Here is a 21,524-nt window from a genome sequence, read left to right on the forward strand (position 1 = left end):
GTTGTCAATACGTTGTGCGGCATTTTTCGGGTGATTTGATCACCTATAACTTACCCAGTTTGGTTCGTAAGCGTTTAATGGCCTGGCTGTGCAGCTGGCTAACCCGCGACTCCCCCACCTCCAGAACCGCGCCAATCTCTTTGAGATTAAGCTCTTCCTGGTAATAAAGGGTCAACACCAGCTGTTCGCGCTCGGGCAGAGCTTCAATCGCTTCCATTACGCGCTGGCGTAAATTCCCTTCCATTAAATGGTGTAACGGGTTTTCCTGCTGGTGCTCGTCCGTCACCAGCTCGATGCTATCGCCATGCTCTTCGCGCCACTCGTCATAGGAGAAGAGTTGGCTATTATTGGTATCGAGCAACATCTGACGATACTCTTCAACAGCAATGCCAAGACGTTCCGCCACTTCGGTTTCCGTTGCGTTGCGTCCCAGTTCCTGTTCCAGCTGTCCCATTGCATGCGCCACTTCGCGCGCGTTGCGGCGAACGCTGCGCGGCACCCAGTCGCGGCTGCGCAGCTCGTCCAGCATCGCACCACGAATACGCTGAACTGCGTAAGTCGTAAATGCCGTTCCTTGCAGAGCGTCGTATCGGTCAACTGCATTCAATAACCCGATACCGCCCGCCTGTAGCAGATCGTCAAGTTCCACGCTCGCCGGCAAACGCACCTGGAGGCGCAATGCTTCGTGACGCACCAGCGGGACATAACGCTGCCACAGCGAGTGTTTATCCATTACACCTTCAGCGGTATAGAGTGAATTCACGATAAACAGCCCTGCGTTAGTTGAGTTATCGGCATGATTATCCGATTCTGCAGGGCGTTCAATTGGATGAATAGTGGGTGAAATGGGGGGTTATTTTGAGATTAGATCAGGAAAAACAGCAGCCAGTGGTTTTTGCGCAACTGGCTTGCTGAATGTTATAATGCACTCTTTAATAACTAACTGCATATTTTTTATGGATTTTTTCCAATTGCCGAGTGACTTTTTTTGTGTTCTCAATAGTAATATCAGTAGGCATGAGACCACGCTTTTGTTTAAAACGTTGCAAAGCCACTGTCACTATCGCCCTGAAAGTGAGTTCGCCTGAAATTGTGGATTGCTTAGTACTCCATCCTTCATCACCAATATAATCTTGTGAGTCTGCGATGTCTGCAAAATAACCGAACGGAGGATGCATGCCAGCATCAATAATCGCAATAGTATGATCAACATGCTCAAGAGCATTATAGAAACGTTCGTCCATCAGACCCACTGTATCGAGCGCCAGTGCAGTGTAGTAACTAAATGCTCCCACGCAGGAAGGGAACATAAATAGTTTTTCACTTGCATAATCGCACCGCATTCGCACGAGTGGCTGTCCCTGTGGATTAACATTCAGTAACCCATGCTGACTAAAATTAAAATGTTGTATGCCTGTGAGTCGGGCCATTTCAATATAGCGAAGAAAAACATCATCCCGTTTAACAAAAACGTCATCCTCAATAAGAAAATAGTGGTCAACGCCTTTTTCTTGCAGATATGACAGGGCCCGATTTTTGCTGCACCCGACCCCGAGATTTTCCTCATTCAAAATATAACAACAATCAAGACCTGAATACTCAGGATAATGTTGTCCGTCATTAATAATAACCAGTTCATCAATATATTGGCGCGGCAGAGAGTTAAATAGTTTAAGCAAACCGTCTTTACGATTAAAAGTGACGATCCCCACACCAATTTTTTCACCCTGATACATACATCATTTACCTATTCTTCGTTTCAGACACCGCCAGTTTCTGACGCTTTCCCACTTGGGTACAAGCATTAGCCTATCCAGGCACGTTGCCAATCATCCAGACCACTCTCTCTTAGCATCCAGTCTCGGTGTACTGCGTTGCGCAGTTGTTCCCCAGCCTTATTAAGTGCATTCCTGTCGTAAATATGCTCACGAACAGCAGAAATCCACGCACTGGGGGTATTTTTTACCCGATGAACGGGCAGGCCACAGCGATAGGGTTCGATATCGGTGCAGATAATGGGGAATCCACAACTTCCCAGTTCTAAGATACGAAGATTACTTTTACATTCATTGAACCGATTCTGTTCAAGCGGGACCAATGCCAGATCAAGATCAAGTTCACTCAACTTTTGCGGATAATGTTCAAAAGGTACAGGTAAATGGAATTCACAATTGACACCTGCAGGTTTCATCCCCATAAACACCCATTCCACTTCATCCTGTAATTCATGAATGATAGGTAACAATATTTCAAGATCGCCCGTATGGCTCGAGCCTCCTGCCCAGCCTACACGAGGTTTTTTGCCACAACGTTTAGCAGACTTGAGGCTTCCCCACAGTTCCATATCCAGACGATTTTTTGCCACACGGATATCCGAATGGAAACGAGAATAAGCTTCAGCTAGCGGCTCAGTCGAAACAACAACCCAGTCGGCCAGAGCAAGGGCTGAACTCAAGCGATTCTGAATGTCTTTTGGCACATTCTCCCTGAAGATATTTTTCTCCGGGACGTCTAAATAGTAATCATCAAATTCCATAATAATTTTGGCATTACAGACCTGACGATAGCGTTTTACTGTCTGAGGAATATCATCAGCAATAGGTACTTCAAGAATCAGTCGATCGGGCTGGAATTGAGCCACTTCCATCACCGTTGGCAGTCCCAAGATCAATCCACCATCAGCTTTCAGCTCTTGCTGAAGTGCATGAAGAGGTTTAATGACGCGATAATTACCACATCCTGTCCAGTTAATGTGGGTCCCCATGATCACAGGTAACGGCCTTCCTGGAAGCGCATTCGGTAAGCGCGACATACGTGTATTTAGGCTGAATGTCGACCCGAGACGGTTCATATTAGAATTATAATAAGGATCACGTGCCAGTTCTGCTCCCCATTTATCCAGTAGCGCATCATGACATGCTTCATCCGCATGAGTAGCGACTGAAAATTTTTCTGGGAACAAACGCGAAGCTCCGCCAAGGTGCTTAACGCTGCTAAAAGGTGTCCACAAGGTGATATAACCTTGCGCTTTTGCTTTTAATGCCAAATCAACGTCAGCGTAGTAGATCGGGAAATTCTCTTCATCGAATCCGCCAAGCTCATCAAATACTTCTTTACGCATCATCATGCAGGCCGCACTTACTGCATGAGCGCCCCGAGGAATCTTCAACCGGCTAAGAAAGCCGCTTTCTTCCTGAGAGCTTCCTCTCCCACAGACAGTCACGCCGTCATTGATGCCCGTGATATACCCACCATGCTCCAGCGTGCCATCAGGATAGACAAGTTTACTACCTACTATACCGACTTCCGGGCGTTGAGCGAGTTCGAGCAATGCCCCCATCCAGTTGCCTTCATTAATTTCAATATCATTATTCATAAACAACAGGTATTCACCTGTTGCATAACGGCTGGCATAGTTGTTGATAGTGGCAAAGTTAAACGCCGCATCCCAGCGCAGAACTTTAATTTGCGCCAACTGCATGGACTCAAGCTGGTCCAAGTACTTTCTCGCATCTTCATCAGTAGAACCATTATCAACAATAATAATTTCATACTGATGGTACGCCGTTTTCTCCATCAGAGAGTCTATACACCGCTGGAGTAACACCAGACGGTCCCGTGTTGGAATAATCACCGACACCTTTGCGATGGCTGGAAGTTGATACATCACGAACTGAACGCCAGGCTCTTCGCCAGCTACGATCTTTGCATGTATGCCACAGCGTGAAAGATGCGCGGCAGTGATGATTTTCATTTCATCCATGATGGCGGGATTTTTACACCACTCACTAATGCTGATGGCCCCGGAGATCAACGCTTCAGGAATATGGCCGATTACGAGAGGACCTTTTTCTTCAATTAATTTCCAACAAATATCGATATGACTCAAATACTGATAGTCAGTATTAAAGTCATTGTGGCGACTTACTGCATCTTTTGAAACAAAGACACTGGAACCGATGTAAGGATGTGCACGCAGCATATCTATATCACATTCCGGCTTCAGAATTAAGCCATCTTCATCATCATTACGTATAACGAGCTCGTCAAAATACCAAAGTTCCCGCCGGGGATCACGCATCGTAAACTCGGCACAGGTAAGTAGCGCATGCTCTTCCAGAGTATTGCCCGAGTCCATAATGAGCAGATTAGTTGACGTGATTTCATCCACCGCCCGGTTGAGATTATCCACGAAGCGTATTGTCGGGCAATCGTTAATATCAAATGATGGCAGTTTTCCTACTACGATGATTGCGTCGGCACTTAGTGTTTGGTTATTAACAGAAAGCAAACTCGCACGCAGCTTATTTCGATCGCCTTCGCGATCAATAATTATGACAGTAATACTGGCACAGGTAGGGAAAGACTGAAGCAAAGTCCCTATAATAGCGGAACGCAGCGGAGTTGGTTTTCTTTCATTTATCCAACTACTCACCGATCGCGTTGTTTCTTCCCCAAAACTGTCCATAACCTTACGATGAAATTCAAGGTTACTGTGCTGTTCCTGCGAAATTTGTAGTTTTTTCGGCGCAGGTAAACGATCCAGTATCTTGCCAACGAAGGTGTCTAAAGAAAATTGCGCGTTTGCTTCAGCCCGGTATTCCCAGGCCCAGCAGGCTGCCTGCGGGTAACCGTCAAGGATTTCTTTGACCCAGCGGTTTTGGTTAACAATTTTGGAAGCACCTGTCAGTGCAAAATGATAATCAGATCGTTCCAACAGATTTGCTTCTGTTAGATAACCATGCGAGGAAATACCGTCTGATATCACAACCGGCAACCCCATACTCATGGCATATACAGCGCGCGCTTCATCGCCAATAATTAGTTGATATTGTGACAGCAATTCTGGCGTTACAGGGCCAGGCGCAGAGTCCAGATTATAATAATCTAGTTCAATATTTTTGGTCTTGAATAACTCAATAAGCTCCACTAAATTCTTATTATAACCAGTGGAAATCAGCAGTGCTTTTTCGAGTTTATCTGTGAAGTCCCTTCCGGCAGAAGAAAATTGATTATTAATGGTAAGCGGAAAAATCTTGATCCGCGGTTGTTTAATGCCCTTTTCAACTAAGCGGACATAGCTGGCGGTTGAGCAGGCAAAACTGGTGCTAGAAAGCGCATTTTCAGCATCTGCACCATAGGGTAAATCATAGTCAGCATAGCTGTAAAAATGATGAAAGAAGACCCTGGAAACACAATCTCCTCGCATAAAAGTCGTATTCAGTACGGCCGGGATATAGCCGTTAAATATCCACATCAGGTCGTAGGAAGCATGCAACTTACCATTGGGTTGTTCCAATAAACGAATGTTTTTATTTTCATTTATGACATTTAAATTGTTGAGCCAATACCGACCCGTTGTTTTGGCAACAACATCGACCTGCCAGTTATGACGATGAAAATATTCTATCAAATCAAAAAATATACTCTCGTGTTGACCGTAGTGTTCGAACCTGTCAATGGTAAGTAAAATTTTGCGCATAATATTTTCAAGTCTATCAACATAAAAGTGGAGTGAGGCAATATAACAAAAACCCGGCAACGCCGGGTTTTGAAATATCAAGGGCGTAAGAATTAACGCAGCAGAGACAGCATTGCCTGAGGTACCTGGTTTGCCTGAGACAGTACAGAAGTACCAGCCTGTTGCAGGATCTGTGCACGTGACATGTTAGACACTTCGGTTGCGTAGTCAGCATCCTGGATACGAGACTGTGCAGCAGACAGGTTAGTCACTGAGTTGTTCAGGTTGTTAACTGTAGATTCGAAACGGTTTTGCATTGCACCCAGGTTGCTACGCGCGCCGTCGATACCTTTAAGAGCAGTATCAACTGCATCAATAACCGCTTTTGCAGTGGCGTTGTCGCTAATTGCTGCAGTGCCGCCAGAAAGTGCAGTACCGGATGCCAGGGAGCTCAGCTTAGCATTGATCAGAGAATCAGAGCCAATGCTGATGGTATCACCGGTTTTAGTGTTCGCACCAACCTGAATGGTTACGCCGCCGCTCTGAGAACCATCCAGCAGGTTTTTACCGTTGAAGTTCGCAGCACCTGCGATACGGTCAATTTCAGATAGACGCTGGTTGATCTCGGTATTGATAGAGGCCATGTCAGTATCTTGGTTGGTGCCGTTTGCTGCCTGTACAGACAGTTCACGGATACGCTGCAAGTTGGTGTTAATTTCGTTCAGGTTGCCTTCAGCAGTCTGAATCATAGAAATGCCATCGTTGGCGTTACGAGCAGCCTGAGTCATGCCCTTGATCTGTGAATTCATGCGGTTAGCAATCGCCTGACCAGCAGCATCGTCTTTCGCGCTGTTGATACGCAGGCCAGAAGACAGACGCTCAATCGCGGTACCCAGAGCAGACTGAGATTTATTCAGGTTGTTCTGAGTAGAAAGGGATAACAGGTTAGTATTGATTACTGACATATTTTAATTCCTTCAAATTGGATTCTAGGGTCGGTGCTTAACACTCACGGCGTCTCTCACCGTCAAAAAGGTTATCGACGAACGTCATGAAGACTTTAGAATTTTCATTGAGTTTTTTTTAATTAGCTGATTTTAAATGAAAAATATTCATCAGCATGGTAAAAAACCACGATTTCAACTGGCGTTCAGCCTTTTATTGCAAGAAGAAATATCCCCGAACTGCATCCTTCCTACCGATAACAAAGAGGGTATATGCCGAAAGGAATGCCGCTTATTCTGCCGATAATTTTATCAACTAATGATTAAACTATTTTCTCCTCTCGCCGATAACTAGCTGAAACTACCATTGACTAAAGGAAACAATCTAATGGCAAGTGCAACAATCAGTAGTCTTGGCGTCGGCTCAGGTTTGGACTTACAGACGCTCTACACTAACCTTGAAACCGCTGAAAAAACAAAATTAACAACAATAACGAATCAGCAAACCTCTTATAATGCGCAGCTCAGCGCATTCAGTAAGCTGCAAAGTGCGATGCAAACGCTCAATACCGCCACTGCAGCACTCTCTAAAACTGACACATGGAACGCAACAGCAGTCGGATCGACCAATACCTCCTTTACGGCAACCACGGCAACGGGAGCCACCGTCGGCAGCTATACCGTTCAGGTTAAATCGCTGGCAAAAGCACAGGTACTGACTACTGCGAGCCAGGCTAGCGCGACCTCGCAGTTAGGCGCAACAACGGGTGGAACTCGTACGATAACCATTGCACAAGCCGGCTCGACAACGCCGCTGACCGTTACGCTCGGTGATTCCGATACCTCATTAAATGGAATCGCCAGCGCGATCAACAAAGCGAACGGGAACGTTACTGCTACCGTCATTAAAGCGAAAGACGGTGACTACACTTTAATGCTGACCTCTAAAACATCTGGTACAGCAAATGATATGACGGTGAGCGTCTCGGGCGACAGCACATTACAAAATATCATTGGATATGATTCTTCAACTCACACAGGCGTGATGAATCAACAGACGGCATCCAAAAATTCGCAAGTTATTATCAACGACATCACGATTGAGCGTTCAACTAACACGATTACTGATGCCCTGCCGGGTATTACCCTGAGTCTTAAAAATGAGAGCACGAGCAGTGAAAATCTGGATATTACTCGTGCTGCTGACACCACTCAAAAAGCCATAACTGACTGGGTAACTGCCTATAATGCTTTACAGTCGACCATTACATCCGTCACCAAATATATAAAGGTTGATGCCGGTGAAAGCCAGTCTGCAAATAACGGCGCGTTAATTGGCGATAGCACGGTACGCTCGGTGCAATCTCAGCTACGCGGATTATTAACTGAGGTGCAGTCAGGCTCTTATGCAATTCTGGCTCAGCTGGGTGTCACGCAAGATACCGCGACGGGGGCCGACGGTTCGTTAGGCAATCTTAAGATTGACTCGACCAAATTGAGCAAAGCGTTAACGGATAATCCAGAAGCGGTACAGGAATATTTTGCCGGTGATGGGAAAGCAACCGGCCTTGCGACACAAATGGGCACGATGCTCACAAACATGTTAAGCACGACCGCGGGTAAAGAAGGGATTATCAAGAATGCGACTGACGGTATAAACACGACGCTTAAAACGCTTGATCAACGCTATGACGCGATGGAAGCAAATATAGAAGCCACAATGGCGCGATATAAGGCGCAATTCACGAATCTGGATACGTTGATGAGCAAAATGAACAATACATCCACCTATCTGAAACAGCAATTTAGTTCGTCCAGCAGTTAAGGAATAATCATGTACTCACAAATTGGTGCGCGTGCATATCAACAAATCGGTCTTGAAAGTGCGGTAATGAGTGCAAATCCGCACCAACTTGTGACCATGCTTTTTGACGGGGCACTCAGTGCCCTTGTCCGTGCTCGGCTTTTTCTCAACGAGGGTCGTGTTGCCGAAAAAGGTGAAGCTTTGTCGAAAGCGATAAATATCATCGACAACGGGTTGAAGGCTGGTTTGAACATGGAGATTGAAGGTCCGCTTTCTGCGAACCTTGCAGCACTTTATGACTATATGATTCGTCGTCTGTTACACGCTAATTTACGTAATGACGAAGGGGCAATTGTCGAAGTTGAGGACTTATTGAATAACATTGCTGACGCGTGGAAACAAATTGGCTCTAATGTCTCCTCTCACCAGGATAATTTTTAATGAACAACCCCAACTCTGCTCTTAGCGCCTGGCAGGCGCTACATGATCTCAGCCTTTCAATGCTCAAGCTGGCTAAAGCAGGCCAGTGGGACGATCTCATCACGCAAGAAATCACTTATGTTCAACTTATTGAAAATATTTCGCTTAATCCAATAGCATCAGCACCACGGCCCCATATCGAACAGGCCAGATTCTTGCTTGAAAACGTGCTCAAAAATGAAAGTCAACTCAAAGAGTTACTGGCAATTCGAATGGATGAGCTTAGGCATCTCATCGATCAAACCGGCAAACAGCAATCCATCACCTCTACCTATGGAAAGCTGTCAGGGAATATTCTTTATCCAGAAAGTGTTACCCGCGACACACAACTATGATTTCTTCATCCATACTCCAGAAGTCTGCCATATGGCTTCTGGAGCACGGACGATGAAAAACCCCACCCTGTTACAATGCTTTCACTGGTATTACCCCGCTGGCGGTGAATTGTGGCGAGAAGTCACGGCGTTAGCCCCCAATCTTAATGAAATCGGCATCAACATGATTTGGCTGCCGCCCGCGTATAAAGGGGCTTCCGGCGGATATTCGGTTGGCTATGACTCTTACGATCTGTTTGACCTCGGCGAGTTTGACCAGAAAGGCAGTATCGCCACGAAATACGGTGACAAAGCGCAGCTGCTGGAAGCCATCGACGCCCTCAAAAGCAACGAGATTGCCGTCCTGCTGGACGTGGTGGTGAACCACAAAATGGGGGCTGATGAGAAAGAGCCTGTCCGCGTGCAGCGCGTGAACGAACAGGACCGTACACAAATTGATAATGAAATCATCGAGTGTGAGGCCTGGACTCGCTACACCTTCCCCGCCCGCGCCGGGCAATTCTCACAGTTTATCTGGGATTACAAATGCTTCAGCGGCGTCGACCATATTGAAAACCCGGATGAAGACGGGATCTTTAAAATCGTCAACGACTACACCGGCGAAGGCTGGAATGACCAGGTCGATGATGAGATGGGTAACTTCGATTACCTGATGGGCGAAAACATCGACTTTCGCAATCACGCCGTCACCGAGGAGATCAAATACTGGGCCCGCTGGGTCATGGAACAGACGCACTGCGACGGTTTTCGTCTGGACGCCGTCAAGCATATTCCCGCCTGGTTTTACAAAGAGTGGATTGAGCACGTCCAGGAAGTCGCCGAACAGCCGTTGTTTATCGTGGCGGAATACTGGTCTCATGAGGTGGATAAACTTCAGGCCTATATTGACCAGGTCGACGGTAAAACCATGCTGTTTGATGCCCCCCTGCAGATGAAATTCCACGAAGCGTCACGTCAGGGACGAGATTACGACATGAGCCAGATCTTCACCGGTACGCTGGTGGAGGCCGACCCGTTCCATGCGGTGACCCTCGTCGCAAACCATGACACGCAGCCTCTGCAGGCGCTGGAAGCCCCGGTCGAGGCCTGGTTTAAACCGCTGGCGTACGCGCTGATCCTGCTGCGGGAAAACGGCGTGCCGAGCGTCTTCTATCCGGATCTGTTCGGCGCAAGCTATGACGATACGGGAGGGGACGGTGAAACGTACCATATTGATATGCCGGTGATTGAGCAGCTTCACGAGCTGATCCTCGCCCGCCAGCGCTTTGCCCACGGCGTGCAGACGCTGTTTTTTGACCATCCTAACTGCATCGCCTTCAGCCGCAGCGGCACGGAAGATGATCCCGGCTGCGTGGTGGTGATGTCGAACGGCGACGACGGCGAGAAGGTAATTTGCCTGGGGGAAAACTACGGCAACAAAACGTGGCGTGATTTTCTCGGCAATCGTGAAGAAACGGTCACCACGGCGGCGGATGGCGAAGGCACCTTTACCTGTAAAGGGGGAAGCGTCAGCGTGTGGGTGATTGAGGATGCGTTGTAGAACGGGAAACGTGCGGCCTGATGCCCTCGCCCCGTCCCTCTCCCACAGGGAGAGGGCGCAAACACCAAAAACGGCAACGAGGTTGCCGTTTTGCTTTTACCCTTAGGGCAGTTTACTCTCCAGCGGATTCTTGCTCAGGTAATCCGCACATTCCACCGTTGGGCGATCAACCTTCTGCAGCTCCATCCCGTCATATTCAAGCGTAGCGCCGTCGCGATCCAGCGGATAAATATCCAGCTTGCGTGTGACGTTGTAATAGCTGTCTGAACGCAGCATGATCTTACCCGGTACGGCAATCACGCGCTGCCACTGGCGGCAGTCCAGCGTATCGCCCTCTTCCGTCACCACCAGTGTGGCAATCGCTTCAGGGCTGACCAGACTGCTCTGCGGCCCTTTCGACTGCCAGTATCCCGCCAGGTTCGCCGGGACGGGATGCTTGATCACGTCATTATAGTTATCGACCTGAACGCACCCGGTCAGTGCCAGCAGCGCGCCAGCAATTGCTATTTTTTTCATCATCTTTCCTGCATTCGAAGAAAAAAATATTGTGGCATTAAAGCGCTGAGGCTGCCAGCGAAGATCGAGGGGGGCTTAAACCTGCATCCCCATCACTTCCTGATACGCCGACACCAGCTTGTTACGCACCTGGATCCCCATCTGCAGGGAAACCGAGGCTTTTTGCAAATCGGTCATCACATCATTGAGCGCCACGCCCGGCTCGCCGAGGGTGAACTTCTCCGCCTGCGTACGCGCAGCGGTCTGGGTATCGCTGATACGGTCAAGAGCGGCATGCAGTTGCCCCGCAAAGCTGATGGTCGGCTGCTGTTCTGCCACATTCTGATTACGGGCCGTCATCGCCGTTGCCTGCAACTGACTGATGACCCCTTCAATGCCCTGTATAGCCATGACTCTCCCCTGGATGGTTTTTTACGGGGTCAAGACTAACAGCTTGTCAATAAGATAATGGCGGTAAATAGCGTGAAAAAACCAGGTTATTTGACGCATAGAAAATCCGGAATCGTCAAATAATGGCAGGGCCATCAATATGGAACTTTTGTCGTGTTTGCCGACCCGGGAGTCAGTTTTGTTTCTCTACACGAATAACGTAAACCACCAGGATTTAAGAGGTGCGCAATGAGTGCAACAGCATCGACAGCGCCACAAAATAAATCACTCGAGTGGATGAACCGCCTTCGCGCGAATCCTAAAATCCCGTTGATCGTGGCAGGCGCTGCCGCAATTGCGATCCTTGTAGCGATGGTTTTATGGGCGAAAAGCCCTGATTACCGCACGCTCTACAGCAACCTTTCCGATCAGGATGGCGGCGCCATCGTCACACAGCTTACCCAGATGAACATCCCGTATCGCTTTGCCGATAATGGCGGTGCGCTTGAGGTACCTGCTGATAAAGGGCACGAGCTTCGTCTGCGCCTGGCACAGCAGGGCCTGCCAAAGGGCGGCGCGGTCGGCTTTGAGCTGCTGGACCAGGAAAAATTCGGCATCAGCCAGTTCAGCGAGCAGGTGAACTACCAGCGTGCGCTGGAAGGTGAGCTGGCACGCACCATTGAAACGTTAGGCCCGGTAAAGAGTGCCCGCGTGCACCTGGCAATGCCTAAACCCTCTTTATTTGTTCGTGAACAGAAATCCCCTTCAGCCTCCGTTACCGTGAACCTCGAGCCCGGCCGCGCGCTGGACGAAGGGCAAATCAGCGCGGTAACGCATCTCGTCTCCAGCGCCGTCGCCGGCCTGCCGCCGGGTAACGTGACGCTGGTGGATCAAAGCGGACACCTGCTGACGCAATCCAATACCGCCGGGCGTGACCTGAACGACGCGCAGCTGAAATACGCCGCCGACGTTGAAAGCCGTCTCCAGCGCCGCATCGAAGCGATCCTCGGCCCGGTGGTGGGCAACAGCAACGTGCACGCCCAGGTGACCGCGCAGATTGACTTCTCTAATAAAGAACAAACCGAAGAGCAATACAGCCCGAACGGCGATGCGGCTCAGGCGGTCATGCGTTCACGCCAGATCAACTCCAGCGAACAGATCGGCGGGGCCTACCCTGGCGGCGTGCCGGGCGCGCTCTCTAACCAGCCAGCACCAGCAAACGCGGCGCCGATTTCCACGCCGCCGGCCAACCAGCAGAACGGTCAGCAAAATAATCAGCAGACCACCTCAACGACCAATAACGCCGGTCCGCGCTCCAGCAGCCGTAACGAAACCACGAACTATGAAGTGGACCGGACGATCCGCCACACTAAGCTGAACGTGGGCGATATTCAGCGTCTTTCCGTTGCGGTGGTGGTGAACTACAAAACCCTGCCGGACGGCAAACCGTTGCCGTTAACCGCCGAGCAGATGAAGCAGATTGAAAACCTGACCCGCGAAGCGATGGGCTACTCCGAGAAGCGCGGCGATACCCTCAACGTGGTGAACTCTCCGTTTAACTCGGTTGAAGAGACCGGCGGTGAACTGCCGTTCTGGCAACAGCAGGCGTTTATCGACCAGCTGATGTCCGCAGGCCGCTGGCTGCTGGTGCTGATTGTCGCGTGGCTGCTGTGGCGTAAGGGCGTTCGTCCTCAGCTCCAGCGTCGTGCGGAAGCCGAAAAAGCGGCGCGCGAGCAGATGAATACGCGTCAGGAAACGGAAGAAGCGGTTGAAGTTCGCCTCAGCAAAGATGAACAGATGCAGCAGCGTCGTGCTAACCAGCGCATGGGCGCTGAGGTGATGAGCCAGCGCATTCGCGAAATGTCAGATAACGATCCGCGCGTCGTGGCGCTGGTCATCCGCCAGTGGATGGGTAACGAACATGAGTAATACGCTTACGGGCACCGATAAAAGCGTCATCCTGCTGATGACCATTGGCGAAGATCGCGCGGCAGAGGTGTTTAAACACCTCTCCCAGCGAGAAGTGCAAATTCTCAGTGCGGCGATGGCCAACGTGCGTCAAATCTCCAACAAACAGCTGACCGAAGTGCTGTCAGAGTTTGAACAGGAAGCCGAACAGTTTGCCGCGCTGAACGTCAACGCCAACGACTACCTGCGCTCCGTGCTGGTCAAGGCGCTGGGCGAAGAGCGTGCCGCCAGCCTGCTGGAAGACATTCTGGAAACCCGCGATACCGCCAGCGGTATCGAAACGCTCAACTTTATGGAGCCGCAGAGCGCCGCCGACCTGATTCGCGACGAGCACCCGCAGATTATCGCCACCATCCTGGTTCACCTCAAACGTGGCCAGGCGGCGGATATTCTGGCCCTGTTCGAAGAGCGCCTGCGTCACGACGTGATGCTGCGTATCGCGACCTTCGGCGGCGTTCAGCCGGCCGCGCTGGCGGAGCTGACCGAAGTGCTGAACAACCTGCTCGACGGTCAGAACCTCAAGCGCAGCAAAATGGGCGGCGTGAGAACGGCGGCGGAAATCATCAACCTGATGAAAACGCAGCAGGAAGAAGCCGTCATTTCGGCGGTTCGCGAATTCGACGGCGAGCTGGCGCAGAAAATCATCGACGAGATGTTCCTGTTCGAAAACCTCGTCGAAGTGGACGACCGCAGCATCCAGCGCCTGCTCCAGGAAGTGGATTCCGAGTCGCTGCTTATCGCCCTCAAAGGCGCCGAACAGCCGCTGCGCGAGAAGTTCCTGCGCAACATGTCCCAGCGTGCGGCCGATATCCTGCGCGACGACCTTGCCAACCGCGGCCCGGTGCGTCTGTCTCAGGTGGAAAACGAACAGAAAGCCATCCTGCTTATTGTTCGTCGTCTGGCGGAAACCGGCGAGATGGTGATTGGCAGCGGAGACGACACCTATGTCTAATGAGCTGTCGTGGAAGCGCTGGACGCCGGACGATCTGGCCCCTCCCCTTGCCGAATTCACGCCTTCGGTGGTCTCGCCCGCAGAGCCCGACGCGGACGTTGAACAGCCCGAGCTGAGCGAAGAGGAGCAGCAAGCGCAGATGCTGGCGCAGCTGCAAATGCAGGCGCACGAGCAGGGCTATAACGCCGGTCTGAACGAAGGCCGCCAGAAGGGGCACGATCTGGGGTACCAGGAAGGCCTGGCGAAAGGGTTAGAGCACGGCATCGATCAGGCGCGCCAGCAGCAGGCGCCGATCCATGCCCGCATGCAGCAGCTGGTCAGCGAGTTCCAGCACACGCTGGACGCGCTGGACAGCGTGATTGCCTCGCGTCTGATGCAGATGGCGCTGGAGGCGGCGCGTCAGGTTATCGGCCAGACGCCCGTGGTGGATAATACCGCACTGATCAAACAAATTCAGGGTCTGCTTCAGCAGGAGCCGCTGTTCAGCGGCAAACCGCAGCTGCGCGTCCACCCGGACGATCTGCAGCGCGTTGAAGAGAGCCTTGGCGCAACGCTTAGCCTGCACGGCTGGCGTCTGCGCGGCGACCCATCCTTACACCACGGCGGATGCAAAGTCTCTGCCGATGAAGGCGACCTGGATGCCAGCGTCGCCACCCGCTGGCAGGAACTGTGTCGCCTGGCGGCACCGGGAGTCGTCTGATGACCGCACGCCTTACCCGCTGGCTCACCACGCTCGACAACTTTGAGACGAAGATGGCGCAACTGCCATCTGTTCGTCGTTATGGGCGACTGACGCGCGCCACCGGTCTGGTACTGGAGGCCACCGGCCTGCAGCTTCCCCTGGGTGCGACCTGCGTCATTGAGCGTCAGGATGGGCAGGAAACGCGTGAAGTGGAAAGCGAAGTGGTCGGGTTTAACGGCCAGCGCCTGTTCCTGATGCCGCTTGAAGAGGTGGAAGGCATTCTGCCCGGCGCGCGCGTATACGCGAAAAACATCAGCGGCGACGGGCTGCAAAGCGGGAAACAGCTGCCGCTTGGCCCTGCCCTGCTCGGCCGCGTACTGGACGGCAGCGGGAAGCCGCTGGATGGCCTGCCCGCGCCGGACACCACCGAAACCGGCGCGCTGATTACCCAGCCGTTCAACCCCCTGCAGCGTACCCCTATTGAGCACGTGCTGGATACCGGCGTGCGTCCGATTAACGCCCTGCTCACCGTAGGGCGCGGACAGCGCATGGGCCTGTTCGCCGGTTCCGGCGTCGGGAAATCCGTCCTGCTCGGCATGATGGCGCGCTATACCCAGGCCGACGTGATTGTCGTGGGGCTGATCGGCGAGCGTGGTCGCGAAGTAAAAGACTTTATTGAAAACATTCTGGGTGCGGAAGGCCGCGCCCGCTCGGTGGTGATCGCTGCGCCGGCGGACGTGTCGCCGCTGCTGCGTATGCAGGGTGCCGCCTACGCCACCCGTATCGCCGAAGATTTTCGTGACCGCGGCAAGCACGTGCTGCTGATCATGGACTCCCTCACCCGCTACGCGATGGCGCAGCGTGAAATTGCGCTGGCCATCGGCGAGCCGCCGGCCACCAAAGGCTATCCGCCTTCGGTCTTCGCCAAACTTCCGGCGCTGGTAGAGCGTGCGGGGAACGGCATCAGCGGCGGCGGCTCCATCACCGCGTTCTATACGGTGCTGACCGAGGGCGACGACCAGCAGGACCCGATTGCCGACTCCGCGCGCGCGATCCTGGACGGCCATATCGTGCTGTCGCGCCGCCTGGCCGAAGCCGGGCACTACCCGGCAATTGATATTGAAGCGTCCATCAGCCGTGCGATGACGGCATTGATTACCGAGAAGCACTACGCCCGCGTGCGTAACTTCAAACAACTGCTTTCCAGCTTCCAGCGCAACCGCGATCTGGTCAGCGTGGGGGCGTATGCCAAAGGCAGCGACCCGATGCTCGATAAGGCGATTAGCCTGTGGCCGCAGCTGGAGGCGTTTTTACAACAGGGCATTTTTGAGCGTGCCGACTGGGAAGATTCAATCCAGGCGCTGGAGCTGATTTTCCCGCAGGTGTAACACAGGTGGAGGGCGAAGGTCATGGCGCAAAACAGCGCGTTATCAACGCTGAAAGATCTGGCTGAAAAAGAAGTTGATGATGCCGCATTGCAGCTTGGCGCAATGCGACGCGGGTGCCAGCAGGCTGAAGAACAGTTGAAGATGTTAATCGACTATCAGCATGAATATCGCACCAACCTCAATACCGATATGACGCAGGGCATTGGCAGCCAGCGCTGGATTAACTATCAGCAGTTTATCCAGACGCTCGAGAAGGCGATAGAGCAGCACCGCCAGCAGCTAAACCAGTGGACCCAAAAAGTCGATACCGCGCTGAATTTCTGGCGCGAGAAAAAACAGCGGCTGCAGGCCTGGCAGACCTTACAGGACCGGCAGATTGCAGCCTCGACCCTGGCGGAAAACCGCCTGGATCAGAAGAAAATGGATGAGTTTGCCCAGCGCGCATCAATGAGGAAACCGGAATGATCACACTGCAACAACTGCTGATGAGCGACAGCGACCCGTCAGGCGGGATGCAAACAGGGAAAGGCTCCGAGGGGGCACAGGACTTTCTCTCCCTGCTGGCGGGCGCCCTGACGGACGCAACGGGCAAGGGCAACGATGCGCCGCTCACCCTGGCGGATCTGAAAGCCGCCGGCAGCAAGCTGTCGAAAGTCGCGCAGGAGGCCAAAGGCGATACCGCTCTGCAGGCCAAAATTGCCGACCTGCTCTCGCGTCAGCCTGCGCTGAATGGCGTTGAAACGTCGGAGCCCGCGCCGCTTGAAACGTTGGTCTCCGGGCTGGTACCGCTGTCAAAGGGCGACGCGCTGAAGACGCTCACCGCGGCCAACGGTAAAGATGACGCTAAAACCGAGCTGAGCGAAGAAGAGCTGGCGGGGCTAAGCGCGCTGATGGCTATGCTGCCGCACCAGCAGACGACCGCCTCTCGTGCGGCAGGCAGCGACGGCGTTCACGCCACCTCGGCGCTGAGTTCAGCCACGCTTTCGCAAAACGGTGCGGGACAGCCGCCGTCCCTGAACGCGCCTGCGGGAAGCCATGATAAAGCGCCGCTTTCTGCGTCCTATCAGAGCCAGGCGAAGAACAACGGTCCGGATCTCGCCGCCAACGCGCCAGCCACACCGGTCGTGGCCGCAGCCGCTGAGAAGCAGGACTTCGCCAGCGCCTCTTCGTCATCTTCGCCGACCGCTACCCTGGCGCCGATTATCTCCAGCCATGCGGCCAGCCAGCCTGCCGCAACCGTTGCCACCGCCCCGGTGCTAAGCCAGCCTCTGGGCACACATGAATGGCAGCAGTCCCTGAGCCAGCACATCACCCTGTTCACTAAGCAGGGCCAGCAGACGGCGGAGCTGCGCCTGCACCCGGAAGATCTGGGCCAGGTGCAAATCTCGCTGAAGCTGGACGATAACCAGGCACAGCTGCAGATGGTCTCTGCGCACAGCCACGTACGCGCGGCGCTGGAAGCCGCGCTGCCGGTCCTGCGGACCTCGCTGGCGGAAAACGGCATTCAGCTTTCTCAAAGCAGCGTCAGCAGCGAGAGCTTTGCCGGGCAACAGCAGTCTTCATCCCAGCAGCACCATGCTTCACGCCCGGGCCAGCACGGCGGTTTTAATGAAGAGAGCGATGAGCTCCTGCCGACCCCTGCCGCCCTGCAATCCGCGGCGCGCGGTAACGGTGCCGTAGACATCTTCGCCTAAACGCCAGAGGTAGCGTGATTATCCCCGTCTTTTCCACGCTTTGACGACGGCAGGACACGGGATAATCACCTTATTAAGCTGTACCGAAACAGGAAGCTCGTATCAGATGACAGACTCCGCTATCACCAAAAAAAGCAAGCGTTCCATCTGGATCCCGCTGCTGGTGTTGATCACGCTCGCCGCCTGCGCTACCGCGGGCTATAGTTACTGGCGTATGCAGCAGGAACCTTCAACCGCTGCGGCCAAAGCCGAACCTGCCCCACCGCCGGCGCCGGTCTTTTTCCCTCTGGACACCTTCACCGTTAACCTCGGTGACGCGGATCGCGTGCTGTATGTCGGTATTACGCTGCGCCTGAAGGACGAAGCAACCCGCGCGCGCCTGAACGATTATCTGCCGGAAGTGCGTAGCCGCCTTCTCCTGCTGTTTTCTCGTCAGGACGCCTCCGCGCTGGCTACCGACGTGGGTAAGCAAAAGCTGGTCGACGCCATCAAGCAGACGCTGGCCACCCCGCTGGTAAACGGTCAACCTAAGCAGGAAGTCACTGACGTTCTGTACACAGCCTTTATTCTGCGGTAACGACATGGGCGACAGTATTCTTTCTCAGGCAGAAATCGACGCGCTGCTTAACGGCGACAGCGATAAGAGTGACGACCCGCAACCGGGTCTCACCGGCGACGATAATATTCGTCCTTACGATCCCAATACCCAGCGTCGCGTGGTACGTGAACGTCTGCAGGCACTGGAGATCATTAACGAACGTTTTGCACGTCAGTTCCGTATGGGACTGTTTAACCTGCTGCGTCGTAGCCCGGATATCACGGTCGGTGCGATCCGCATCCAGCCGTATCATGAGTTTGCCCGCAACCTGCCGGTGCCAACCAACCTTAACCTGATTCATCTGAAGCCGCTGCGCGGCACCGGTCTGGTGGTGTTTTCCCCAAGCCTGGTGTTCATCGCGGTGGATAACCTGTTCGGCGGCGACGGGCGTTTTCCGACCAAAGTGGAAGGTCGTGAATTCACCCACACCGAGCAGCGCGTCATTAACCGCATGCTGAAGCTGGCGCTGGAATCCTACAGCGACGCGTGGAAAGCGATTAACCCGCTGGAAGTGGAGTACGTCCGTTCTGAGATGCAGGTGAAATTTACCAATATCACCACCTCCCCGAACGATATCGTCGTCAATACGCCGTTCCACGTGGAGATCGGTAACCTGACCGGTGAGTTCAATATCTGCCTGCCGTTCAGCATGATTGAACCGCTGCGCGAGCTGCTGGTTAACCCGCCGCTGGAGAACTCACGCAACGAAGATCAGAACTGGCGTGAAAACCTGGTGCGCCAGGTGCAGCACTCGCAGCTGGAGCTGGTGGCGAACTTTGCCGACATTTCGATGCGGTTATCCCAGATCCTGAAATTACAACCCGGCGACGTTTTGCCGATAGACAAACCCGACCGCATTATTGCCCACGTAGATGGTGTCCCCGTACTTACAAGCCAGTACGGCACGATTAACGGTCAGTATGCGTTACGCGTTGAGCACTTGATCAACCCGATTTTGAATTCGCTGAATGAGGAACAGCCCAAATGAGTGACATGAACAATCCGTCCGATGAAAACAGCGGAGCACTGGACGATCTGTGGGCTGACGCGTTAAACGAGCAAAAAACGACTCCGACAAAAAGCGCGGCGGACGCGGTATTCCAGCAATTAGGCGGCGGCGACGTCAGCGGCACGCTGCAGGACATCGACCTGATTATGGACATCCCGGTTAAGCTGACCGTTGAACTGGGACGCACCCGGATGACCATTAAAGAGCTGCTGCGCCTCACGCAGGGTTCAGTTGTGGCCCTTGACGGCCTGGCCGGCGAGCCGCTGGATATTCTGATCAACGGTTATTTGATTGCCCAGGGTGAAGTGGTGGTGGTTGCCGATAAATACGGCGTGCGCATCACCGACATCATCACCCCGTCTGAACGCATGCGTCGTCTGAGCCGTTAAGCATGAAAACCCAGGCAACAATATCACAGCCTTCCGCCGTTCCCGGCTCCCCGCTGCTCCAGGTGAGCGGGGCGCTGTTCGGTATTATTGCCTTTATTCTTATCGCCGCCTGGCTGGCAAAGCGTTTTGGCCTGGCGGGTAAAACTGCCGGCACCCGCGGCCTGAAGGTCAGCGCCAGCACGACGCTTGGGCCGCGCGAACGCGTGGTCATCGTCGATGTGGAAGATGCGCGTCTGGTTCTGGGCGTAACCGGCTCAAACATCAACGTATTACATAGACTGCCGCCCGCCCCGGTCACGGTGGACGAGCGCGCACAAGCCCCTGCGGATTTTCAGTCCGTCATGAAGAGTTTGCTTAAGCGTTCCGGGAGAACCTGATGCGCCGTTTGTTATCCCTGACGCTTGCGGGCGTTGGCCTGTTTGCTCCTGCGGTTTATGCGCAGCTGCCCGGTCTGGTCTCCACGCCGATTGCGGGCGGCGGCCAGAGCTGGTCGCTCCCGGTTCAGACGCTGGTCTTCATCACCTCGCTGACCTTTATTCCGGCCATTCTGCTGATGATGACCAGCTTTACCCGCATCATCATCGTTTTTGGTCTGCTGCGAAACGCGCTGGGCACCCCTTCGGCGCCGCCAAACCAGGTGCTTCTTGGGCTGGCGCTGTTTTTGACCTTTTTCATCATGTCGCCGGTGATCGATAAGATTTATACCGACGCCTACCAGCCGTTCAGCGAAGACAAAATTTCGATGCAGGAGGCGCTGGAAAAAGGCGCGCAGCCGCTGCGAGAATTTATGCTGCGCCAGACGCGCGAGGCGGACCTGGCGCTCTTCGCCCGCCTGTCCAACACCGGCGAGCTGCAGGGCCCGGAAGCGGTACCGATGCGCATTCTGCTGCCGGCCTATGTCACCAGCGAGCTGAAAACCGCGTTCCAGATTGGCTTTACCATCTTTATCCCGTTCCTGATTATCGACCTGGTGATCGCCAGCGTCCTGATGGCGCTCGGGATGATGATGGTACCGCCCGCCACCATTGCCCTGCCCTTTAAGATCATGCTTTTTGTGCTGGTCGACGGCTGGCAGCTGCTGGTCAGCTCGCTGGCGCAAAGTTTTTACAGTTAAGGAACGGCAATGACACCCGAATCGGTCATGATGATGGGCACGGAAGCGATGAAAGTCGCGATTGCCGTTGCCGCGCCGCTGCTGCTTGTCGCGCTGGTTACCGGCCTGATTATCAGTATTCTTCAGGCTGCCACGCAGATTAACGAAATGACGCTGTCGTTTATCCCGAAAATCATCGCCGTATTCGTGGCGATTATCGTGGCCGGACCGTGGATGCTGAACCTGCTGCTGGATTATATGCGCAACCTGTTTACCAATCTGCCGTACATCATCGGCTGACC

General features: G+C 53.3%; 22 protein-coding genes. 16 read left to right on the forward strand and 6 right to left on the reverse strand.

What is annotated here, in order from left to right; all coding sequences use genetic code 11:
* Positions 1-43: 43 nt before the first annotated feature.
* The 4 genes from ACTJI7_RS08285 to ACTJI7_RS08300 form a co-directional block, all read right to left on the reverse strand.
* Entirely contained in the window at positions 44-763 is a 720-nt protein-coding gene (locus ACTJI7_RS08285) for an RNA polymerase sigma factor FliA (protein WP_014170714.1), read from the reverse strand.
* A gap of 169 nt (positions 764-932) precedes the next feature.
* Complete coding sequence (locus ACTJI7_RS08290; protein WP_063154951.1) at positions 933-1,736, reverse strand: glycosyltransferase family 2 protein; 804 nt, start codon at positions 1,734-1,736, stop codon at positions 933-935.
* 68 nt (positions 1,737-1,804) lie between these two features.
* Positions 1,805-5,482 carry a glycosyltransferase gene (locus ACTJI7_RS08295; protein ID WP_440670258.1) on the reverse strand — a complete coding sequence of 1,226 codons (3,678 nt, stop codon included), beginning with the start codon at positions 5,480-5,482 and terminating at the stop codon, positions 1,805-1,807.
* A 92-nt stretch (positions 5,483-5,574) separates the two neighbouring features.
* Positions 5,575-6,426: a flagellin domain-containing protein gene (locus ACTJI7_RS08300; RefSeq protein ID WP_063154953.1), complete on the reverse strand. Its 852-nt coding sequence runs from the start codon at positions 6,424-6,426 to the stop codon at positions 5,575-5,577.
* Between the two features lie 367 nt (positions 6,427-6,793).
* Between ACTJI7_RS08300 and fliD the strand changes: the two genes are divergently transcribed.
* From fliD to amyA, 4 genes are read left to right on the forward strand one after another with little or no spacing between them, the layout of a single operon-like run.
* Positions 6,794-8,230, forward strand: a complete 1,437-nt coding sequence (gene fliD / locus ACTJI7_RS08305) for a flagellar filament capping protein FliD (protein ID WP_049000130.1) — start codon at positions 6,794-6,796, stop codon at positions 8,228-8,230.
* A gap of 9 nt (positions 8,231-8,239) precedes the next feature.
* Positions 8,240-8,650, forward strand: coding sequence for a flagellar export chaperone FliS (fliS, locus tag ACTJI7_RS08310; protein ID WP_049000129.1), 411 nt, complete (start codon positions 8,240-8,242; stop codon positions 8,648-8,650).
* A complete protein-coding gene (gene fliT, locus ACTJI7_RS08315; protein WP_049000127.1) occupies positions 8,650-9,024 on the forward strand; it encodes a flagella biosynthesis regulatory protein FliT in 375 nt (124 codons plus the stop codon). The genes fliS and fliT overlap by 1 nt, the downstream gene beginning before the upstream one ends.
* Positions 9,025-9,076: 52 nt before the next feature.
* Positions 9,077-10,564, forward strand: coding sequence for an alpha-amylase (gene amyA, locus ACTJI7_RS08320; RefSeq protein ID WP_063154954.1), 1,488 nt, complete (start codon positions 9,077-9,079; stop codon positions 10,562-10,564).
* Positions 10,565-10,666: 102 nt separating this feature from the next.
* Here the strand turns inward: amyA and yedD are convergent, their stop codons facing one another.
* A complete protein-coding gene (gene yedD, locus ACTJI7_RS08325; RefSeq protein ID WP_045260349.1) occupies positions 10,667-11,080 on the reverse strand; it encodes a lipoprotein YedD in 414 nt (137 codons plus the stop codon).
* Positions 11,081-11,155: 75 nt separating this feature from the next.
* Entirely contained in the window at positions 11,156-11,470 is a 315-nt protein-coding gene (gene fliE / locus ACTJI7_RS08330) for a flagellar hook-basal body complex protein FliE (RefSeq protein ID WP_013097729.1), read from the reverse strand.
* 228 nt (positions 11,471-11,698) lie between these two features.
* Between fliE and fliF the strand changes: the two genes are divergently transcribed.
* The 12 genes from fliF (at position 11,699) to fliQ (ending at position 21,522) form a co-directional block, all read left to right on the forward strand.
* A complete protein-coding gene (fliF, locus tag ACTJI7_RS08335; protein ID WP_440670254.1) occupies positions 11,699-13,378 on the forward strand; it encodes a flagellar basal-body MS-ring/collar protein FliF in 1,680 nt (559 codons plus the stop codon).
* Positions 13,371-14,369, forward strand: a complete 999-nt coding sequence (gene fliG, locus ACTJI7_RS08340) for a flagellar motor switch protein FliG (protein WP_014832476.1) — start codon at positions 13,371-13,373, stop codon at positions 14,367-14,369. The genes fliF and fliG overlap by 8 nt, the downstream gene beginning before the upstream one ends.
* Positions 14,362-15,069, forward strand: coding sequence for a flagellar assembly protein FliH (gene fliH / locus ACTJI7_RS08345; RefSeq protein WP_136485481.1), 708 nt, complete (start codon positions 14,362-14,364; stop codon positions 15,067-15,069). Before fliG ends, fliH begins: the two co-directional genes overlap by 8 nt.
* On the forward strand, positions 15,069-16,439 hold the full coding sequence (gene fliI, locus ACTJI7_RS08350) for a flagellar protein export ATPase FliI (protein WP_023330814.1): 1,371 nt from the start codon (positions 15,069-15,071) through the stop codon (positions 16,437-16,439). Before fliH ends, fliI begins: the two co-directional genes overlap by 1 nt.
* A 21-nt stretch (positions 16,440-16,460) precedes the next feature.
* Positions 16,461-16,904, forward strand: coding sequence for a flagellar export protein FliJ (gene fliJ / locus ACTJI7_RS08355; RefSeq protein ID WP_006811155.1), 444 nt, complete (start codon positions 16,461-16,463; stop codon positions 16,902-16,904).
* On the forward strand, positions 16,901-18,133 hold the full coding sequence (gene fliK, locus ACTJI7_RS08360) for a flagellar hook length control protein FliK (protein WP_136485479.1): 1,233 nt from the start codon (positions 16,901-16,903) through the stop codon (positions 18,131-18,133). The genes fliJ and fliK overlap by 4 nt, the downstream gene beginning before the upstream one ends.
* 106 nt (positions 18,134-18,239) lie before the next feature.
* Positions 18,240-18,710, forward strand: a complete 471-nt coding sequence (gene fliL / locus ACTJI7_RS08365) for a flagellar basal body-associated protein FliL (protein WP_021241388.1) — start codon at positions 18,240-18,242, stop codon at positions 18,708-18,710.
* Between the two features lie 4 nt (positions 18,711-18,714).
* Positions 18,715-19,719, forward strand: coding sequence for a flagellar motor switch protein FliM (fliM, locus tag ACTJI7_RS08370; RefSeq protein WP_028013703.1), 1,005 nt, complete (start codon positions 18,715-18,717; stop codon positions 19,717-19,719).
* Positions 19,716-20,129 (forward strand): flagellar motor switch protein FliN, encoded by a 414-nt coding sequence (gene fliN / locus ACTJI7_RS08375; RefSeq protein WP_003859592.1) that lies wholly within the window; start codon positions 19,716-19,718, stop codon positions 20,127-20,129. Before fliM ends, fliN begins: the two co-directional genes overlap by 4 nt.
* 2 nt (positions 20,130-20,131) lie before the next feature.
* Positions 20,132-20,506, forward strand: coding sequence for a flagellar biosynthetic protein FliO (fliO, locus tag ACTJI7_RS08380; protein WP_136485477.1), 375 nt, complete (start codon positions 20,132-20,134; stop codon positions 20,504-20,506).
* Entirely contained in the window at positions 20,506-21,243 is a 738-nt protein-coding gene (gene fliP / locus ACTJI7_RS08385; RefSeq protein ID WP_028013705.1) for a flagellar type III secretion system pore protein FliP, read from the forward strand. Before fliO ends, fliP begins: the two co-directional genes overlap by 1 nt.
* 9 nt (positions 21,244-21,252) lie before the next feature.
* Positions 21,253-21,522 (forward strand): flagellar biosynthesis protein FliQ, encoded by a 270-nt coding sequence (gene fliQ, locus ACTJI7_RS08390; RefSeq protein WP_003859587.1) that lies wholly within the window; start codon positions 21,253-21,255, stop codon positions 21,520-21,522.
* Positions 21,523-21,524: the final 2 nt, after the last annotated feature.

The organism is Enterobacter sp. 22499 (assembly GCF_052044815.1).
Classification (GTDB): domain Bacteria; phylum Pseudomonadota; class Gammaproteobacteria; order Enterobacterales; family Enterobacteriaceae; genus Enterobacter; species Enterobacter bugandensis.